The 17,138-nt window shown below is 76.4% G+C and carries 14 protein-coding genes; all 14 read right to left on the reverse strand.

The window, feature by feature from the left end; genetic code table 11:
• Positions 1-4 precede the first annotated feature (4 nt).
• The 14 genes from Phou_RS41400 to Phou_RS41465 are packed head-to-tail and all read right to left on the reverse strand — an operon-like array spanning position 5 to position 17,123.
• Complete coding sequence (locus tag Phou_RS41400; protein WP_178135006.1) at positions 5-1,990, reverse strand: ATP-binding protein; 1,986 nt, start codon at positions 1,988-1,990, stop codon at positions 5-7.
• Between the two features lie 2 nt (positions 1,991-1,992).
• Complete coding sequence (locus tag Phou_RS41405; protein ID WP_173068267.1) at positions 1,993-3,204, reverse strand: hypothetical protein; 1,212 nt, start codon at positions 3,202-3,204, stop codon at positions 1,993-1,995.
• Between the two features lie 17 nt (positions 3,205-3,221).
• Positions 3,222-5,126, reverse strand: a complete 1,905-nt coding sequence (locus Phou_RS41410; protein ID WP_173068270.1) for a phage tail protein — start codon at positions 5,124-5,126, stop codon at positions 3,222-3,224.
• Complete coding sequence (locus Phou_RS41415) at positions 5,123-7,141, reverse strand: putative baseplate assembly protein (RefSeq protein ID WP_173068274.1); 2,019 nt, start codon at positions 7,139-7,141, stop codon at positions 5,123-5,125. Before Phou_RS41415 ends, Phou_RS41410 begins: the two co-directional genes overlap by 4 nt.
• On the reverse strand, positions 7,138-9,084 hold the full coding sequence (locus Phou_RS41420) for a putative baseplate assembly protein (RefSeq protein WP_173068277.1): 1,947 nt from the start codon (positions 9,082-9,084) through the stop codon (positions 7,138-7,140). The genes Phou_RS41415 and Phou_RS41420 overlap by 4 nt, the downstream gene beginning before the upstream one ends.
• A complete protein-coding gene (locus Phou_RS41425; protein WP_173068280.1) occupies positions 9,081-9,587 on the reverse strand; it encodes a GPW/gp25 family protein in 507 nt (168 codons plus the stop codon). The genes Phou_RS41420 and Phou_RS41425 overlap by 4 nt, the downstream gene beginning before the upstream one ends.
• Positions 9,584-10,282 carry a phage baseplate assembly protein V gene (locus tag Phou_RS41430; protein ID WP_173068284.1) on the reverse strand — a complete coding sequence of 233 codons (699 nt, stop codon included), beginning with the start codon at positions 10,280-10,282 and terminating at the stop codon, positions 9,584-9,586. The genes Phou_RS41425 and Phou_RS41430 overlap by 4 nt, the downstream gene beginning before the upstream one ends.
• Entirely contained in the window at positions 10,279-11,469 is a 1,191-nt protein-coding gene (locus Phou_RS41435) for a phage late control D family protein (protein ID WP_173068287.1), read from the reverse strand. Before Phou_RS41435 ends, Phou_RS41430 begins: the two co-directional genes overlap by 4 nt.
• Positions 11,466-12,134 (reverse strand): CIS tube protein, encoded by a 669-nt coding sequence (locus Phou_RS41440; RefSeq protein WP_173068290.1) that lies wholly within the window; start codon positions 12,132-12,134, stop codon positions 11,466-11,468. Before Phou_RS41440 ends, Phou_RS41435 begins: the two co-directional genes overlap by 4 nt.
• On the reverse strand, positions 12,131-12,319 hold the full coding sequence (locus Phou_RS41445; RefSeq protein ID WP_173068293.1) for a putative phage tail protein: 189 nt from the start codon (positions 12,317-12,319) through the stop codon (positions 12,131-12,133). Before Phou_RS41445 ends, Phou_RS41440 begins: the two co-directional genes overlap by 4 nt.
• Positions 12,320-12,327: 8 nt before the next feature.
• Complete coding sequence (locus Phou_RS41450; RefSeq protein WP_173068295.1) at positions 12,328-12,813, reverse strand: phage tail protein; 486 nt, start codon at positions 12,811-12,813, stop codon at positions 12,328-12,330.
• A complete protein-coding gene (locus Phou_RS41455; protein WP_173068299.1) occupies positions 12,810-14,354 on the reverse strand; it encodes a phage tail sheath subtilisin-like domain-containing protein in 1,545 nt (514 codons plus the stop codon). The genes Phou_RS41450 and Phou_RS41455 overlap by 4 nt, the downstream gene beginning before the upstream one ends.
• 3 nt (positions 14,355-14,357) lie before the next feature.
• A complete protein-coding gene (locus Phou_RS41460) occupies positions 14,358-14,813 on the reverse strand; it encodes a phage tail protein (RefSeq protein WP_173068302.1) in 456 nt (151 codons plus the stop codon).
• 24 nt (positions 14,814-14,837) lie between these two features.
• Positions 14,838-17,123: a phage tail sheath family protein gene (locus Phou_RS41465; protein WP_173068306.1), complete on the reverse strand. Its 2,286-nt coding sequence runs from the start codon at positions 17,121-17,123 to the stop codon at positions 14,838-14,840.
• Positions 17,124-17,138 lie beyond the last annotated feature (15 nt).

Consider the following 17,138-nt stretch of genomic DNA (forward strand, 5'->3'; position numbering starts at 1 on the left):
GCTCTTACCCCTCCTGCCCGCCGGTCCGCCGGGTGCGGGTCGCCTTGCGCGGCGGCGCCTTCGCCGGTGGCTGCGCCTTCGGCCGGGCGGCCGGCGCCTTCCGCGCGGGTGCCGGTTCGGGCTCCTCCGCCGGCTCCTCCTCGGCGGGTGCCTCCTCCGCGGGTGCGTCGTCCACCGTGGAGTCCGGGGCCGGCTCGGCGGCCGGTGCGGGTGCGGATCGCACGGCCGCGGCGAGCGAGCCCACCAGCGCGCGCAGCTCCGCCACCTCCCGCCGCAGGTCAGCGCCGGCGTCCTCGGTCGCCGCCGGCGTGGACGTGGCCTGCGTGGACGTGGCCCCGGTCAGCAGCGCCAGCAGCTCGTCCAGGTCGGTCGGGCCGGGCGCGGCCTCGAACAGCCCGTGCACCCACCCGAGCGCCACCGGTCCGCCCTCGGCGGGCGGCGGCGGTTCGGCCGGCGTGGGCACCGGCGCGCAGCACAGCGACGCGGCCAGCTCCCGCGCCCGGTCGAGCACCGGCGCCCAGGCCGCGTAGCCCGGCCCGCCCGGCAGCCACTGTGGACGCCCGGCCGCACAGGCCCGCAGCACCTCGCAGTCGTCGAGCTCCAGGCGGGCCAGCAGCACCCCGCCGTCGCCGGCCGGGGCGGCGCAGGGCGGCAGGACGCTCGCGCAGGCCGCGTCGGTCACGTACCGGGTCAGCGCCGTCGAGAGCCGCCCGGCCGCCGCCGCGGCGAGGCTCAGCTCGGTCGCGCCGGCCACCTCGCGGCCCGGCGGCGGCTCCGGCGGCAGCGCGGGCGGCAGGGTGGCGCCGGCCACGCTCGCCCGGATGCCGCAGTCGGCCAGGTCCCGGTCCCGGTCGAGCCGGCCGAGCAGCCAGTGCCGGGTCCGGGCCAGGTCGCCGGCGAGCGCGGCCCGCATGCCGTAGCTGAGCGGTGCGCCCTGCGCCAGCATCCGCGCTTCGAGGGAGGCGCCGTCCCGCTGCTCCACCACCCGTGCCCGCGCCTCGGCCAGCACGGCCTGGGCGAGCGGGCGGTGCGCCGGCGTGGGCCAGACCGCCGCCGGGTCCATCGCCTCCAATGTGGACACCGTGGAGCCGAGCAGCGCGCGGGCGGCCTCGACGTCGAGGTCGTACCGGTCGGCGAGCGACGCCCGGCCCTGCTCGTCGTGCGTGTCGAGGGCGGCCACCGCGCCGGCGAGCGTACGCACGTGCTCCGTCGCCGCGCGCGCCTGCTCCGGCGTCGACGGCTGCTGCGCGAGGTCGGCTGCCGCCGCCTTCCACCGGCCCGCCGTCTCCTCGGTGAACAGCACCGGCGCGCCGGCGGCCCGCACCGCGCCGGCGAGCGGCCCGCCGTACGCGGCGAGCAGCCGTGCCCTGGCCCGCTCGGCGGCCAGCCGCTCGCGGTCGCCGAGGCGCGCGTCGAGCGCCGTCGCCGGCGTGTACCGGGCGTCGCCGTCGCCGTCGCCGTCGAGGCAGCGCACGGCGAAGCGGTACGTCTCGCGGATCCGGGTCGGCGTGCACCCTTCAGGCGGGCACGACTCGTCCGTCGGGTACGCCGCGACCGGCTCGGCGGCCTCCTCGGTGTAGTGCAGGTAGAGGCCGTAGACCCGGTCGTCGGCGCACGGGTCGCCGCAGTCCGCGCCGAGCGCGCTCACCCGCAGGTCGCGGACGAGCGCGAGCACGTCGACCTTCTCCGCGCAGCCGACCACGACGTCGTTGCCGCACGGGTCGATCGCGTACCCCGGGCGGACCGTGACCACCCCGCCGCCGCACGGGTCGCAGGCCACGTGCAGCCCGCAGACGACGCCGGGCCCGAACAGCAGCCGGTTGCGCAGCCGGTCCTTGCCGGTCACGTACGCGGTCAGCGCCTGCAGATCGTCCTCGGTGAGCAGCTGGCCGGCGAAGAACCGCGGCCGTGTGAAGCCGGTCGACGGGTGCGTGGCCGCGGCGCCGCAGCCGCACCCGCAGCCCGTCCGGGCCGGAGCCGTGACAGTCATCCTCAGCCTTCCCTCACGAAGAACCAGCTCTCGAACACGTCGCCGCCCAGGCCGACGCCGGACGTCCACGGCCCGACGCCGGAGGGCGGCAGGGCGCAGCCGCCGTCGGTCGCGGCCGAGAGGTCCGCCTCGGCGTCCGCGTCCTTTCCGGACCCGGTCCGCAGGTACGGGACCTTGCCGCCGACGTGCGTGCCGTCGACCGGCCGGCAGCAGCGGTCCAGCAGGAACGCCGAACGTATTGTGATGAGCACCCGGTCGTCGTCCTGCAGCGTCTCCCGGGTGGTCTGCCGGAAGCGGAACTCGCGGGTGAACTCGGTCTTCGGCAGCGCCGCGAACTCGCCACCCATGAACCAGGACTCGGCGTTCTTGCCCGCGCCGCCCTCGACGACCTGGATGTCGACCACGCCGCGGCGCAACGAGTCGACCCGGATGTCGTCGGAGAAGCGGACCACCAGGCCGCCCTTGTCGTTGACGGTGCCGAGCAGCTCCTTGGCCTCGCTCACCGTGTACGTGTGGCCGTGCCGCCAGTTGATACCGGTGATGACCGTGGGCACCCGCCGGCCGAACGGGCGCCGGATGCTCTGGTCGATCTGCGACGCGCGCAGCGGCTTGTGCCAGTCGACGCCGTCGATCCGGGCCAGCCACAGCACCCCGCTGCCCTCGCCGTGCAGGTCGCCGCAGGTGTCGCAGCGGCGGTCGGCCTCGGGGCGGTCGGCGGTGACCCGGATCGTGTACGTCTCCTTCGTCCAGCCGAACTCGCAGTCCGAGGTGTCGCCGCAGTCGGACGTGAAGATGGTGCGGGTCGGGTCGACCGGCGTCTCCTTGTACTCCACGCCCACCCAGACCGTCTTCGGGTCGGTGGTCGTGGTGTGCGCCGAACCCGACAGCGCCTCCCACAGGTCCACCACGCAGGCGTCCCGCACGACGATCTCGTTGCCGTACGCGTCGACGCCGAGCCCCGGCGCGATGCGCACCTTCGCCACGCGGGGCGTGGTCTTCTCCTCCCCGCCGCCGTGGTCCGCCGGTGCGGCCACCGGCTCGACCAGCAGTCCACACGCGACGCCGTACCCGAGCAGGTACCGCATGCGCAGCTTCAGCCGCTCCCGGAAGTAGTCCTGCTCGCGCTGCAGGTCGCGGGCCCCGAGGAGCCGGCCGTGGAAGTACCGCAGCCGCCGCAGCTCGGGCACGTCGAACCCGGTTCGTGTCTCCGTCATCTCGTCCCTCCCGAATGTCACCACGCCACCGTCTCCGTCCCGACCGACGCCCGCTCGCCGACCGCGATCGCGCGGTGGGCGCCGCGGCGGCTGGTCGCCACGACACTGGCCCGCCCGAGCCGCACCGTGCGGCCCAGCACGGGCGCGGGCGGCGTCGTGAACGCCGTGTCCACACCCACCGCCGACCACACGCCCACCACCCAGCCCTGCCCGCCGCGCCGCACGCTCCCGGCCGTGTGCGCGGGCGCCTGCGCGGCCACGAGCCGGCGCAGCGCCGCGTCGTCCACAGTGGATGGCGCGTGCGGCGGCAGCGCCACCCGGAAGCGGTACGCGTGCGCGGACAGCGGGTCGGTGTGTGTGTCGCCGCCGCCGCGCACCGGCGCGCCGGAGAGCCCGGACGTGCCGACCCGGAAGCGGGCCGCCGACCGCCCGAACAGCCGCGCGCCTCCCACGTACCCGTCCCCGCGCGGCCCCGTGTCCCGGGCGGAGCCGAGGCGCAGCCACGCCCGCTCCGCGGCCAGCTCGGTCACCACCGGCTCGACCCCGGTCACGATGCGCACCACCTCGCGCAGCGCCCAGGGGGTGCCGCGGCGGCGGTACAGCGCGGGCGCGGCGGCCAGCAGCTCCCGCCGGGTCGCCGCGCTCCACCCGGCCTCGAACGCGAGGCCGAGCAGGCCGCCGAGCCAGGGCAGCGCCCCGTCGGGTACGCCGCGCACGTCCAGCAGCGCCGGGTAGCGCTCGATGACCCGGTCGATGCCGCCGAGGGTGGCGTCGAACAGCGACAGGAAGCGTTCGGTGAAGTCGTCGGCCGCCGGGTCCGCGCGGAAGGCGGTGGGCAGCAGCTCGGCGCTCGTGGCGCGGGGGAAGTCGAGCCGGGCCCGGCGGACCACCGGGGTGGCGGTGCCGTCGCCGGTGAGCGTGAGGCGCAGGAACAGGTACCGGCCGGGCGGCTGGTCGACGAGGACGTCGCGCGCGCCGGCCGGTGCGGCCTGCCAGTCGCCCTCCTCGGGCGCGGTGTCGCGGTCCTCGCCGACGGCCAGGGACAGCCCCACGGCGGTGCCGTCCGGCACGTCGGCGTCGAGCGCGACCCGGTGCCAGCGGCAGCGGGACAGTCCACTGTCGATCGCGGTGGTCGCGAGCCGGCCCTCGGTGCCGAGCCCGCCGGCGGGCGGCGGTGGCCCGTCCAGCGGCCGGCCCTCCCAGTCGAAGGACTCGCCGCCGAGCCGGAAGCCGCCGTCCCAGGTGGCCGTCAGGGCGCTGCGCGGAAACTCGCTGGCCAGCTGCGCCAGCGTCGCCGGCTGCCCGTCCACCCAGATCCGCGCGGCGCCGCCGTCGCCGGTGGTGAGGACCCACAGCCGGCGGTCCCGCCCGACCCGCAGCCCGTCGACGCGGCCGGGCAACCCGGTGTGCAGCACCTCGAAGGCCGACGCGCCGGCCCGGCAGAACAGCACGTCCGTCGCACCGTCCCGGGCGGCGTACACGTCGCCGCGGCCGGTCACGGCGACCACCCGCGCCGGGCCCGGCACCTCGGTCACGACCTGCTCGCCCTCGCGCCACCACACCCGGACCGGGCCGCGCCGGCCGGCCGTCGCGAGCCAGTGCCCCGCCGCGGCGAGCGCCGCCGTCCGCCCGGGCGGCGCGCAGTGCGGCGGCCACACCGGCAGCCACGGGCAGCCGGGGCCCTCCCGGCGCAGGACGGCCGCCGGGGTCGCCAGGAACCAGCTACCGGCGCGGCAGCCGGGCGCGAGCCGCGGGTCGGGAAACCACGGCAGCAGCTCCTGCCGGTCGGGCCGGCCGCCGGTGCGGGCCAGCCGCAGTCCGGCCGGGTCGTCGAGGCCGTCGACGCCGCTGACGGTGTCCTGGTCCCAGCCCACGTACGCGTCGAGGAGCCGGAAGCTCGCCGTCGCCGGTCCGCACGTCATGCCGTACCTCCGGGGCTCACCGGGACGAGCAGCGGCCGGGCCGGCCAGGGCAGCGCGTGGGGGCGCAGCGGCTGGTCGGCGCACGGCGGTGCGGCGACGCCGTCGACGACGAGGCGGAGCCTCGGCACGGCGCGTACCCCCGGGACGGCGAGCAGGCGCCGCACCAGCGTCACGTAGCGGATCGGGGCGCCGAACGGGTGGTCGCCGCGCACCGGGTGCAGGTAGGTGGTCAGGTCGTCGGCGGCGCGGGCGAGCACGCCGGCGCGTTCGCGGGCCGGGTCGAGCACGAGCCACGCCTCGACGGCCACCCGCTGGTACCGCGGCGCCCCGGCGGCGACCCGCACCCCGGCGGGCGCGGCGACGGCGGTGAGGTGGTCGGCGACCGCGCGGAGCGTGCGCTGGTCCGGCACCGGCGGCTGGTCGGACTCCGTGGCGGCCGGCCCGCCGGGCACGACGAGCACGCCGACGACGCCGGGCTGCGGGACGCCGAGGCGGGCGGGGTCGAGTCCGGGTACCCCGTGTGCGCGGGCGACCAGCGCGCCGGGCGCGCGGAGGGCGAGCAGCGCGTAGTCCGCCGGGGTGACGGCCCGGCCGCGGGCGGCGAGCTGCTCGGGGCCGCGGCGCAGGGTCTCGGCGACCGGCTCGGCGTCGGCGCCCGGATCGGCCGGAAACGGGTTTGTCACGCCGGTCACGAAGGCCAGCGAGGTGACCAGCGACGTCACCTGCCCGGCGCGGACACCGCCGGCCGCGCCGCCGCCGACGCGGTAGCTCTCGGCCATGACGTTGCGGAAGCCGAGCGGGACCCGGGCGCCGTTGACGCCGTCGCCGAAGGTGAGCTCGCCGGTCGCGTGCGCCACCGTGAAGACGCGCTCGTCCAGCCCGCACCCGGCCAGGCTCGGCACCTCCCGCCACCGGGTCGGCGCCAGGGTGGTCGTGCCGAACACGTCGCCTTCGGCGTCTCCCTCGACCGCGACGACGACGCTGCCCGGCACGATCGGGACCTGGGTGAGGCGCATCCGGGTACGGCCGTCGGCGGGTCCACCTTGGACGGTCTGGGGCACCTCGTCGCGGACCGTGCGCACGGCGGTGGAGGGCACCAGGTTGAGCCGCACGGACGCCACCAGCGGCGGCACCGCGAAGGCGCCGTGCGCGACGGTCACCCGCAGCCACCGCAGCTCGGGCAGCGGGCGCGGGCCCGGCGGGCGGGCCGGGCGCCACGTGCGCGGCAGCCGCAGCTCGACGACGCCGGAGGCGGTCAGCCCTCCGGTGCCGTCGCGGGAGACCTCGGCGGGCAGGTAGCGGCCGCCGTCCAGGATCTCCCACCGCAGCAGGGGCGCGGGCGGCGCGCCGGGTCCGGCGAGGACCAGGCCGATGGAGAGCAGCGGGTACGGTGCGGCGCCGCCGGCCAGCCCGATCCACAGCGCGTTGCCGGGGCGGGGACGGGCGCCGAACGCGGCGAACGGCCGGCCCTGCCCGCTCGCGGCGCCGGGTACCAGGGCGAGCCGGTCCGACTCGGCGACGGCGACCGCGCCGAGCGTTGCCGGCGTGGCGTAAAGGTCCCGCTCGGTCTCGAAGACGACCTGCTCGCCGGGGGCGCTCGCGGTACCCGGCGCGGGTGCGGCGCTGGCCTGGAAGCCGGCCGGCACGAGCACCGACTCGCCGCCGGGCGGGGTCACGGTGAACTGGAGCAGCGCGGTCGCGGGCGTGGCCGGCAGCGGTCGTACGCCGGCGATGCCGAGGTGCGCGGCGAGCAGCTTCTCCGGCAGCCGGTTGAGGCGGCGCAGCACCGGCTCGGCCTGCGCGCCGAAGAGGCGCACGAGCGCGACGCCGGCGTCGGCGCGGTCCGGGTTGGTCCAGTCCGGCGTGTACGCGGGCAGCCGCCGCGCGATCTCCGCCCGCACCCGCTCGCGGGTCGCCTCGACGAGCTCCGGCTGCCCGCCGCTCGGCCCCGGCCCGGGCACGCCGCGGGCCTCCCCGCCCGCGGCGGCCCGCTCCCACCACACCGCGTCGCTCATGTCCCCACCCCGATCGTGACCCCGGACAGTGCGGGCAGTTCGCCGCGGCGCAGCGGGACGTCCGCGCAGTCGACGGCGGGCGGCGCGCCGTCCAGCCCGACCGCGACCGCGGCGACCCGCGCCGTGTCGCCGGCCGCCGCCTGCGCCACCCGCAGCAGCGCGGACGGGTGCAGCGGGCCGCCGAACGGCCACCCGTCCCCGTCGTCGCCGCCGGTGAGCGGGTCGAGGTAGCCGCGCAGCGCCTCCTCCAGTGCGGACCGGACGCGGCCCGGGTCGCTCGGCTTGTCGGCGAGGTCGACGCGGAGGGCGGCGGTGCGGTAGCGGGGGCGGCACACGTACAGCTCGGTGCCGATGAGCCGGGCCCGCTCCAGGTGCCGGCGCACGGCGGCGAGCATTCCCGGGTCGGGCCGCGGGGCGGGCACACCGGTCACCGCCGGCACCACCCGCACGACGACGGCGCCGGGGACGGTGGTGCCCGGGTAGCCGGGGTGCTCGCCGATGCCCACATAGGACCGTCCGACGGCGACACCGGGCGTACCGGCGGCCAGCTCGGCGAAGTCGGCCGCGGTGACCGCGCGGGTCACCCGGGTCAGCTCCTCGGCCGCGCGGCGGCGGGCCTCGTCGACGGTCTCCGCGTCGCGACCGCCCGCCGCCGGTACGACGTTCGCCGCGCCGGCGCCGCCGGCCGGTCGCCCGGCCACCCACCAGTTGTCCGTGCGCCCGCCGTTGCCCGCCGCTCCCCCACCGCGCCGGTACTCCACCTCGACGACGGGCCCGGGGCTCATCTTGTCGCGCTCGCTTCGCTCGCTGAAGGCCCCGGGCAGCCGCCGCCATCCGGCCTCGTCGCTGCGCTCCTCGGACCGGATCCCGACGGCCCCGGGACCGTCGAGGTCGTCGTGCACGGGGACGGCGCCGGTGAGGCCGTCGCCGAAGCGGAGCGCGCCCTCGGCGCGGTCGAGCACGAACACCGGGTCGCCGGGGCCGGCGAACGTCAGGTCCGGCGCCGCCGACCACACCTGTACCGCGCCGCGCCGGCGCAGCCGCAGCTCGGCGTCGAGCAGCACGCCCCGCGCGCCGGGCAGGTCGAGGTGCTGGCCGGGCAGGCGCAGCCACCGGGTGAGCTGGTCGCGCAGGTCGGCGTCGGTGACGGTGCGGGTCTCCCGCTGCCGCGCGATGCCGGTGTTGGGCACGAGCTGGCGCAGCACGGGCGGCGCCGCGTACGTCGAGGCGCGGGTGGCGACGGTGAGCGGGCCCTCGGCGGGCAGCTCCAGCCGGACGATCCCGGACCGGCGCAGCCCGGCCGTGCCGTCGTCCACAAGGGACCACGACCACGACAGGTCGGCCGGCGGCCGCACGCCGCGGACCGCGTCGGGGCTCCACTGTGGCGGGACGCCGGCGGGCGTGTCGAGGTCGAACAGCAGCGACACCACCGTGCCGGGCGGCGGCGCGGCGCCGTCGAAGGCGACGTCCACCCGGAACGAGGCGGCGTCGCCACCGGCCGGCAGCAGCGGCACGCCGCGCCCGGCGCGCAGGTCGGCGCCGCGGTCCCGGCCGCCAGCCCACACGGTCACGTCCCGCACCGGCGCGACGGTCACGTCCTCGTCGAGCGTGAACGTGAGCTGTTCGAGCGGGTCGCGGGTGAACACGGTGCCGGCCGGCGCCGAGCCGGTGAGCCGCAGCACCGTGGCCGCCGGTACGGCCGGGGCGGGACCGGGCACGCCGAGCAGCCGCAGCACCGCGACCACCAGCGCGTCCGGCACCTGGTCCAGGCGGTACAGGCGCTGTTCGAGCAGGTACGCGAGCAGCTCCAGGACGGTCACGCCGGGGTCGGCGGGCGCGTGCAGCGTCCACGCCCCGCCCGACTCGGCGGGGATCCGCTGCCGGGTCGCCGTCATCAGCGCGTCCCAGGTCAGGTCGTCCAGGCGGGGCAGCGGCACCGTCACGAGACACCCCTCACGAGACCGAGGTAGTACGGGAAGACGAGGTTGGCGCGGGTGTTGGTGCGCCGGATCCGGTACGTGACGGAGACCGTGACCACGCCCTCCTCGCCGGGTGCTCCGCTTGTTGCGCTCGCTCCGCTCGCTGAAGGCTCCGGGAGACCGGCGCCATCCGACCTCGTCGCTACGCTCCTCGGACTGGATCCCGCCGGTCCCGGGGCCACCTCGGCGCGCACCTCGTCCAGCTCGACCCGCGGCTCGAACTGGCGCACCGCGTCCCGGATCGAGTCCTCCAGGTCGTGCAGGTTCTGCACGCTGTCCGGGGCGAAGACGAGGTCGGGGGCGCGGGTGCCGAAGTCGGGGCGCATGACCCGCTCGCCGAGCCCGGTCAGCAGCAGGGCGCGCAGGCAGTGGGCGATGCTCTCCTCGCCGCTGGCGTAGGGCAGCCGCCCGGCCTCGTCCGGCAGGATCGGGAAGCGCCAGCCGGTACCCAGAAAGTCGTCGTTCACGCAGTCTTCACCACCCCGGAGACGAACGGCGGCGCCGGCGGCGTCGGCGGTCCGCTGGTGGCCGTACCGACCGGGTGGACGTGGCTGGCGAACGCCCGGGTGAGGGTGCCGCCGAGCACGGCCGGGTCGGTGGTGGGGTCGCCGAGGTTGACGGCCGGCGCCTTGAGCGTGATCGCGGTGCCGGACTCCAGCGTGATCGCCCCGTCCGCCTGGATGGAGACGCTTCCGCCCTCGGCGGCCCGTACCCGGATGGCCTTGCCGGCGTCGTCGAGCTCGACCACGTGCCCGGCCGCCGACGTGACCCGCACGGCCGCCCGCGACCGCTGGTCGTCGAAGACCAGCTCGTGGCCGTGCCGGGTGCGGATCATCTTGCGGTCCTGGCCGTCGCGGCGGCTGGTGGGCGGCTTGTCCGCGCCGTTGTAGAGGCCGCCGAGCACGATCGGGAAGCGCATGTCGCCGTGCACGAACGCGACCAGCACCTCGTCGCCCTTCTCGGGCACGAACACCGACCCGTACCCGTTGCCGGCGTAGAGCTGGCTGACCCGGCACCAGCCGGTGACCGTGCCGTCGTCGAACCACGGGAAGCGCAGCCGCACCCGCGCCTCGTCGTCGCCGTCGACCTCCTCGACAAGCGCCTCGACGACGCCGTAGTACCGCTGGTCGGTGCTGCGCGAACGCGGCTCCACGCGGCTCATCGGGTACCTCCGTCGTGGATGCGCCGGGCCGTGAAGTCGGTGAAGAAGCCGCCGGAGTCGAGCGTGTGGTCGACCCGCTTGACGAAGTAGCCGCCGGAGAAGCGGCGGCCGAGGCCGTAGATCTCCAGGTTGTCGCCGGGCCGCAGCTCGGGCAGCCCGGCGACCCGGCCGGTGGCGGTGACGAACTCGTACGCCCGCTCGCGCAGCAGGCTCACCGCCAGCTCGCGGGCCTCCTCGTCGCTGGCGACCGGCGCGTCCACGACCACGTCCTGCCGGCCGCCCATGGTCGAGTCGGCGGCGGCCGGGCCGTTCTCCCCGCCCGCGTCGGAGCCGGCGGCGGGCACGTGCGAGGCGTCGGCGGTGAAGCTGATCGCCTGCTTGGTCCGCGGGTCCCAGCCGCGCACGGTCACCTTGCCGACCTGGCCGGAGACGGTGAGGGTGGGCGTGAACGTGATCAGGTTGGGCACCAGCCCGGCCGGCTGGTCGCCGGGTCCGGTGGCGAGGCCGGGCGCGTACGCGAGGCGGTACACCCGCACCGGCCGGCCGTCGCGCCCGTCCGTGGGGCGGATGAAGTAGAGCGTGTCCTGGCCGCTGTCCTGGTCGGGCAGCAGGTAGCAGTCGAAGTCGACCCGCTTGGCGCGCTCCATCAGGAACGTGGCGTCGTCCTGGTTCTTCTGCACCACCAGCGGGTGCGTCGGGCCGCTCTCGGTGACCACGACGCGGAGCTTGTTGCGCTGCCCGATCTCCTGGGCGATCTGCCAGTCGGTCTTTCCCACGTACTGCTTCGGCTCGGTGCCGGCCGGCTTGCGGTCCTTGAGCCGGACGAGCCCGTCGACGCCGCTGACCGCCACGGTCGGCGACGCCGCGTCCGGGAACGTCGGGTTGATCGTGGTGATCGCGCCGGTGGCGACCGTGAGCAGCGTGCCGCCGTACCCGAGCTGGACGACGACGCGCCGGCCGAGCGTGAAGCGCGGCGAGTCGCTGTGCTTGAAGCGCAGCAGCGTGTCGTCCCAGTTGTTGAGGGTCAGCTCGAAGCCGGACATCTCCTCCAGGTCGCGGTGGACCTTGATGTCGATGATGTCGTTGCGGGTGGTGGGGTCCAGCTCCAGCCCTTCGATCTCCACCCGGAAGTCCGGCGCGTACCGGTCCGGCGACGCGACCTCGACGAGGTTGGCCGGCGACGTCACGGCAGCCTCGGGACGGTCAGCACCTGGCCGGGGCGCAGGTCGCGGGGGTCGGTGATGCCGTTGGCGCGGGCCAGCTCCCGCCACGCGTCCGGCCGGCGGTAGAGGGCGGCGGCGATGCTGCTGAGCGTGTCGCCGCGGCGCACCAGGTAGCTCTTCTCCACCGTCGGCGAGGAGCGCGGCGGGTCCATCGCCTGCACGGCCGCCGGCCGGTACTCCTTGAGGCCCAGCTCCAGCTTCGCCCGCAGCGGGGTGCCGTCGGGCAGGAAGAGCTGGTACGTGATGTCGAGCTTCTCCATGACGCCGGTGAAGACCGAGCGGCCCCACACGAACCGGACGATCGGCGGTGCGTGCTCGCGGCTGTCCGGTGTCATCAGGCCGCGCAGCCGCTCGACGTACTTGGCGCGCACGTCCTCGACCGTGTCCGAGGTGTCCACGAGCGCCTCGACGGTGAGGGTCTCGCTGCCGCCGCGCACGTACTGGATCGGCGGCGACTCCAGCCCCGGGATGGCGATCTCGGCGAACGTGTTGCTCTTGCTGAGCTTGTAGTCGGTGGGGTTGAAGCGCAGCGGGACGCGGCGGGCCCGCTCGTCGGCGATCACCGGCCGCACGATCTCCAGCCGGGCGAGGGCGGCGCCCCGGCCGGCGGCGGAGACCGGCGCGGTCACCGCCTCACCCCGCGGTCGCCGAGGCCGCGTTCCATGGCGGCGCGCTTGTCCCGGGCGCACTGCTCCTCGTAGGCGCGGCACCACGCGTTGATGTGCCGCTCGAAGAGCCGGGTGAAGACGGCCTGGTCGCCGTCGCCGCTGACCTGGAAGCGCACCTCCAGGTGGTGGATGGTCACGGTCGGCATCGGGCTCCTCACCTCACCTGGTCCACGTGGGTCAGCCCCTCGTGGGCGATCTCGAGCGCCTCGACGGCGACGCCGTTCTGCTCGGCGTGCAGGTCGGGGCCGGACCACTTGGCCGCCAGCCCGCCGCGGAAGGCCCAGGCCAGCGCGGGCGCGCCGGACGGGGACAGCAGGATCACCGCGCCGTCGCGGCGGGCGCCGAGGGAGTCGGCGAGCCCGGCCGCGTACCAGGCGAACAGGCTCGTGTCGCGGGCAACGCCGCGCTTGAGCGTGAGCCGGTTCCAGGAGTGGCGGACCGGCAGCTGGAGGGTGGAGTCGTTGCGGCCCCCCTCCGCGTACGCGAGCACCTCCAGCTGCCCGCCGAGCCCGGCCACCTCCTGGAAGGCGCCGGCCGCGACCATCGGCAGCAGCCGCGCCTGCGCCGGCGGCAGGTACGCGTCGCCGGGGTCGAGGGTGACCAGGAACCGGTACTTGAGCAGCGGGTCGGGGGACGTCACGCCTCGATCACCTCCAGGCCGCGGTCCTGGCCGAGCACGAGGCGCAGCCGGATGAACTCCATCGGCGTCGCCGGCGCCACCTCGACGTCGCAGACCACGAGCGCGACGTCCTGGCCCGGCGGGTTGGTGGTGTCGTCGCAGGTGACCCGGAACGCCTCGGCGGCGCGGGCGCCGGCCAGCGCGCCGGACCGGAACGCCTCCAGCAGCACCGAGGTCACCCCGCGTACGAGGGCGAGGCGCAGCTCGGGTCCGTTGACGTCGAACACGAGCGGGTCGGCGACCCGGCGCAGCGCCCGGACCAGCAGGTGCACGAGGCGGCGGTGGGCGACGTAGCGGCGGCCCGGCGCGGTGGCGAGCGTGCGCCCGCCCCACACGCGCAGGCCACGGCCGGGCGCGCAGCGCAGCAGGTTGACGCCGGCGTCGAAGAGCCGGGCCTGCCGCGGCTCGGGCAGCGCGACCGCGAGGTCGACGGCGTCGAGCAGGACGGCGTTCGCGGGGGTGTGGTGGGCGCCGCGCTCGGCGTCGAGCCGGGCGACGAGGCCGAGGACGTGGCCGCTGGCCGGCACCGCGCGGGTGGGTGCGCCGGGCCCGCCGGCCGGGTCGGGCACGACAAGCCGCGGGTGGTAGACGGCGGCCGCGCCGAGCAGGGCCGGGTCGCCGGCCGCGGCCAGATCGTCCACCCAGGACAGTGCGGCGTCCGCGTCGTCCTCCGGCACGTCGAGTACCACGAGGCGGTCGGCCAGCGCCGCGACCGTGGCCAGGCATTCGAGCACCACCGCGGTGCGGACCGGTTCGCCGAGGTCGCCGGCGAGGTCGGGCAGCGCGACGAGGGCCGGCTCGGGCAGGTCGGCCATCGCCTCGACGGCGCGGCGGTAGTCGTCCGGCCCGGGCGGGGCGTCGCTACCCTGCTCCGCGCCGGCGCCGAGCACCACCTCCCAGCTCGCGGAGAGCGGGCCGGTGGGCGAGGTCGCTCCGGGCGGCAGCGGCGGCCCGTCCGGCTCCAGCCGGACCAGCCGGGACGCGGCGAGGGCCTCGACGAGGTCGGCGGGGCGGACGCCGGTGAACGTCTCGGCCGGCTCGCCCGGCGGCGCCACCCGCACGGTCAGCGCGGGCGGGCCGGCGATGCTGCTGGCCCGGAAGCGGATCGACACGCGGGTGTTGTTGGCCCAGGCGCCCGGGCTGGCGGCGGCGACCCGGTAGCGGGCGTACCGGAACCCGGCCCGCGCCGGCCAGTCGACCCCGCCCGGCTCGCCGACCGTCCACATCGCACCCGCGGTGCCGCCCGGCCCGGCCACCCGGACCACCCAGGCGGTGCGGCCGCCGTTCTCGAAGAAGCCGTGCAGCGCGTACGGTGTGGCCGCGCCGCCGTCCAGCGGGCCGAGGACGCGCTGCGCGTCCGGCCAGCTCTCCACGCGCACCGGCACGCCGACCGGGCCGCGCCGGGTGCGTCCGAGCAGGGCGGCCACGTCGGTGCGCAGCGGTTCCGGCTCGGTGCGGCGGGGCGCGGCGGTCAGCGACAGGCCGGGCAGGGCGGCGGTCATCGGCTACTGCGCGATCGCGAGCCGCTCGACGGCGAGCACGAGGGTCTCGATGGCGACCTCGTTCTTGCCGGCGGACAGCGTCGGCCCGGTGTACTTGGTGGGCCAGCCGCGGTCGAAGTTCCAGCGCATGGCCTCCTGCCGGTTTTCGTCCAGCATGACGATCGAGCCGGAGGTACGCCGGACGCGGCCGTTGAGGGCCTCGACGATCCACTGCCAGAAGCCGACGTGGCCGGTGATCCCGCGCTTGAGCGTGATGTTCGTGTACTTGACCAGCCCGGTGAGCTTGCGCATCGTGACGTCCTCGGACCCGGTGCGGTACTCGATCGGGGCTATCTCCAGCTCCAGCCCGCTGACCTCGTTGAAGGAGCCGCTGACCGCGACCCCGTCGTCGCTGACGTTGGTGACGATGACCTGGAAGTTGTAGACGGCGTACGGGTCGTCCCGGATGACGGGCGGCATCGGCGGTACCTCTCCTCACGTGGGTCAGGCGAGCTGGGTTTCCCGGGTCTTCTGCTGGATCCGGAAGACCACGAACTCGGCCGGGTAGACGGGCGCGACACCGACGACGCAGATCAGCCGGCCGTTGGCCAGGTCGTCCTCGGTCATCGTGGTGCGGTCGCAGGCGACGAAGAACGCCTCGTCGGGCGTGGTGCCGGCCAGCGCGCCGGAGCGCCACACGGTGCCGAGGAAGTTCTCCACGGTCTGCTTGACCAGCGCCCACAGCGGCTCGGCGTTGGGCTCGAAGACCACCCACTGGGTGCCCTCGTCGATGGACTCCTCGATGAAGAGGAAGAGCCGCCGCACGTTGACGTACTTCCACGCGCTGTCCGAGGAGAGCGTGCGGGCGCCCCAGACCCGGTGGCCGGCGCCGGGGAAGAACCGCAGCGCGTTGATCCCGCGCGGGTTGAGCAGGTCCTGGTGGCGGCGGGTGACGTCCTGTGCGATGCCGTCGCGGGTGCGGATGCCGCGGATGACCGCGTTGGCGGGCGCCTTGTGCACGCCCCGCTCGACGTCCGTGCGGGCGTAGATGCCGGCCATGAACCCGGAGGGTGCGACCTCGACGTCCTCGCCGGTCACCGGGTGACGGGTGACGAGCCACGGGTAGTAGAGGGCGGCGTAGGTGGTGTCGTACGGCTCGCGGAACTCCTGGACGCCCTCGATACTGAGCCCGTTGCGCGGGTCGAGGATGGCGAACCTGTCGCGCAGCGACTCGCAGTGCGTGACCAGCGCGGACTGGACGGTGCCGGACCACACGCCGGGCACCGCGCAGATCGCGATCTCGTCGATGTCCTCCAGGGCGACGATGCCGGTACGGGCGCCGCTGCCGCCGTCCTCGCCGACGAAGTCCGCGACGTCCAGCCCGTCGTACCCGTCGTCGCCGCCGGTCAGGGTGAGCCAGCCGCCGCCCGGTGCGGTCGGAAACTGCCCGAGGTCGCCCTCGAAGTCCCGCTCGACCGTGGCGCGTACCAGGCGGGAGCGGGCGGCGACCGCGCGGGCCAGGCTGGCCGGCTCGTCGCCGCGCAGGCGCAGGTTGCCGAACGTCTCGGTGGTGGTGTCGCCGGACTCGTCGGTGAACCGCACCTGGACCTCGGCCTCGGCCAGGAAGACCCGGTCGCCCTCGAAGAAGTCACCGTCCACCTGGGACCTGAACGTCACCGTCTCCCCGTCGACGGTGGCCACCGTGTGCGCCGGCCGGGCGGTGCCGTTGTCGAGCTGGACGACCGCGCCCGGGTACAGCCGGGAGGCCGCGCCGACCCGCAGCTCACCGGTGGCGCCGCCGGCGTTGGCCCGCCGCACCCGCCGCACGCCGAGGCCGCGCGGCCAGGCCGGATGGGTGGTGCCGCCGGCGAAGGTCAGCGGGATCAGCCCGTCGTCGTCGGGGGCGCCGACGGTGACCGCGAAGCGGCCCTGCCCGATCGACACCCAGGTGGGGTCGGGCAGGTCGGCGGCGTCGAGGCCGGCGGCCGGCTCGACGCGCACGCCCGTGCTGTCGGGGTCGGCGGGCGCGGCGAGGCGGGTCACGAACAGCGCGCCCTCGGCGACGTCCGGCAGCAGCGCGAGCGTGGCGCCGACGGCCGGGCGGACCCGCACCTGCAGGGTGCTGCCCCAGCCGCCCGGGCTGACCGCGGTGAAGCTGACCGTGCGGTTGCCGTCGGCGGGCGGGGTGGTCACCGCGCCGCCGACCCGCACGTGGTCCCCGCGGGCCGCGCGGACCTGCGCCGGCAGCGGCGCGGCGAGCGTGATCCGCGGGCCCGACGTGGAGTACCCGGTGACGGACGTGGAGTGGATCTCGTCGCCGGTGTCGCCGCGCACGATCGTGACCACGTCGGTGCCGGTGAAGCCGACCAGGTGCCGCACGTCGAGGCTGCTCGCGCCGGCCGCCGCGTCCCGGGTGACCTCGCTGACCAGCCCGCCGCCGAGCGCCGCGGAGGCCGCCACGGCGGTGCCGCTGACCACCCGCTTGACGTACAGGCGCTGGCCGCCGTTGTCGAAGAAGCCCTTGACCGCCAGGGGGAAGTGCCACCACCGGCCGCCTTCGCCCGCGTCCTGCTCCCACCGGTCGCGGGCGGCCTGGTCCGGCTCGGGCAGGAAGCCGCCGAACGTGTCCTGGAACTCCAGGAACGTGGTGACCAGCTGCGGCTTGCCGGCCGCCGGGCCGCGCGCGGTCACGCCGACCATGCCGGCCGTGCTCGTGCTGACACCCGCGATCGGGCGGGGGCCCGCGGCGATCTCCTCGACGTAGACGCCGGGACTGAGGTACTCGGGCATCGGCGCAACTCCTCG

The organism is Phytohabitans houttuyneae, assembly GCF_011764425.1.
Classification (GTDB): Bacteria; Actinomycetota; Actinomycetes; order Mycobacteriales; family Micromonosporaceae; genus Phytohabitans; species Phytohabitans houttuyneae.

Coding starts and splice junctions, on each gene's coding strand:
- Phou_RS41400 (WP_178135006.1), bottom strand. CDS start 1,990: ATGACTGTCACGGCTCCGGCCCGGACGGGCTGCGGGTGCGGCTGCGGC.
- Phou_RS41405 (WP_173068267.1), bottom strand. CDS start 3,204: ATGACGGAGACACGAACCGGGTTCGACGTGCCCGAGCTGCGGCGGCTG.
- Phou_RS41410 (WP_173068270.1), bottom strand. CDS start 5,126: ATGACGTGCGGACCGGCGACGGCGAGCTTCCGGCTCCTCGACGCGTAC.
- Phou_RS41415 (WP_173068274.1), bottom strand. CDS start 7,141: ATGAGCGACGCGGTGTGGTGGGAGCGGGCCGCCGCGGGCGGGGAGGCC.
- Phou_RS41430 (WP_173068284.1), bottom strand. CDS start 10,282: ATGAGCCGCGTGGAGCCGCGTTCGCGCAGCACCGACCAGCGGTACTAC.
- Phou_RS41445 (WP_173068293.1), bottom strand. CDS start 12,319: ATGCCGACCGTGACCATCCACCACCTGGAGGTGCGCTTCCAGGTCAGC.
- Phou_RS41455 (WP_173068299.1), bottom strand. CDS start 14,354: ATGACCGCCGCCCTGCCCGGCCTGTCGCTGACCGCCGCGCCCCGCCGC.
- Phou_RS41460 (WP_173068302.1), bottom strand. CDS start 14,813: ATGCCGCCCGTCATCCGGGACGACCCGTACGCCGTCTACAACTTCCAG.
- Phou_RS41465 (WP_173068306.1), bottom strand. CDS start 17,123: ATGCCCGAGTACCTCAGTCCCGGCGTCTACGTCGAGGAGATCGCCGCG.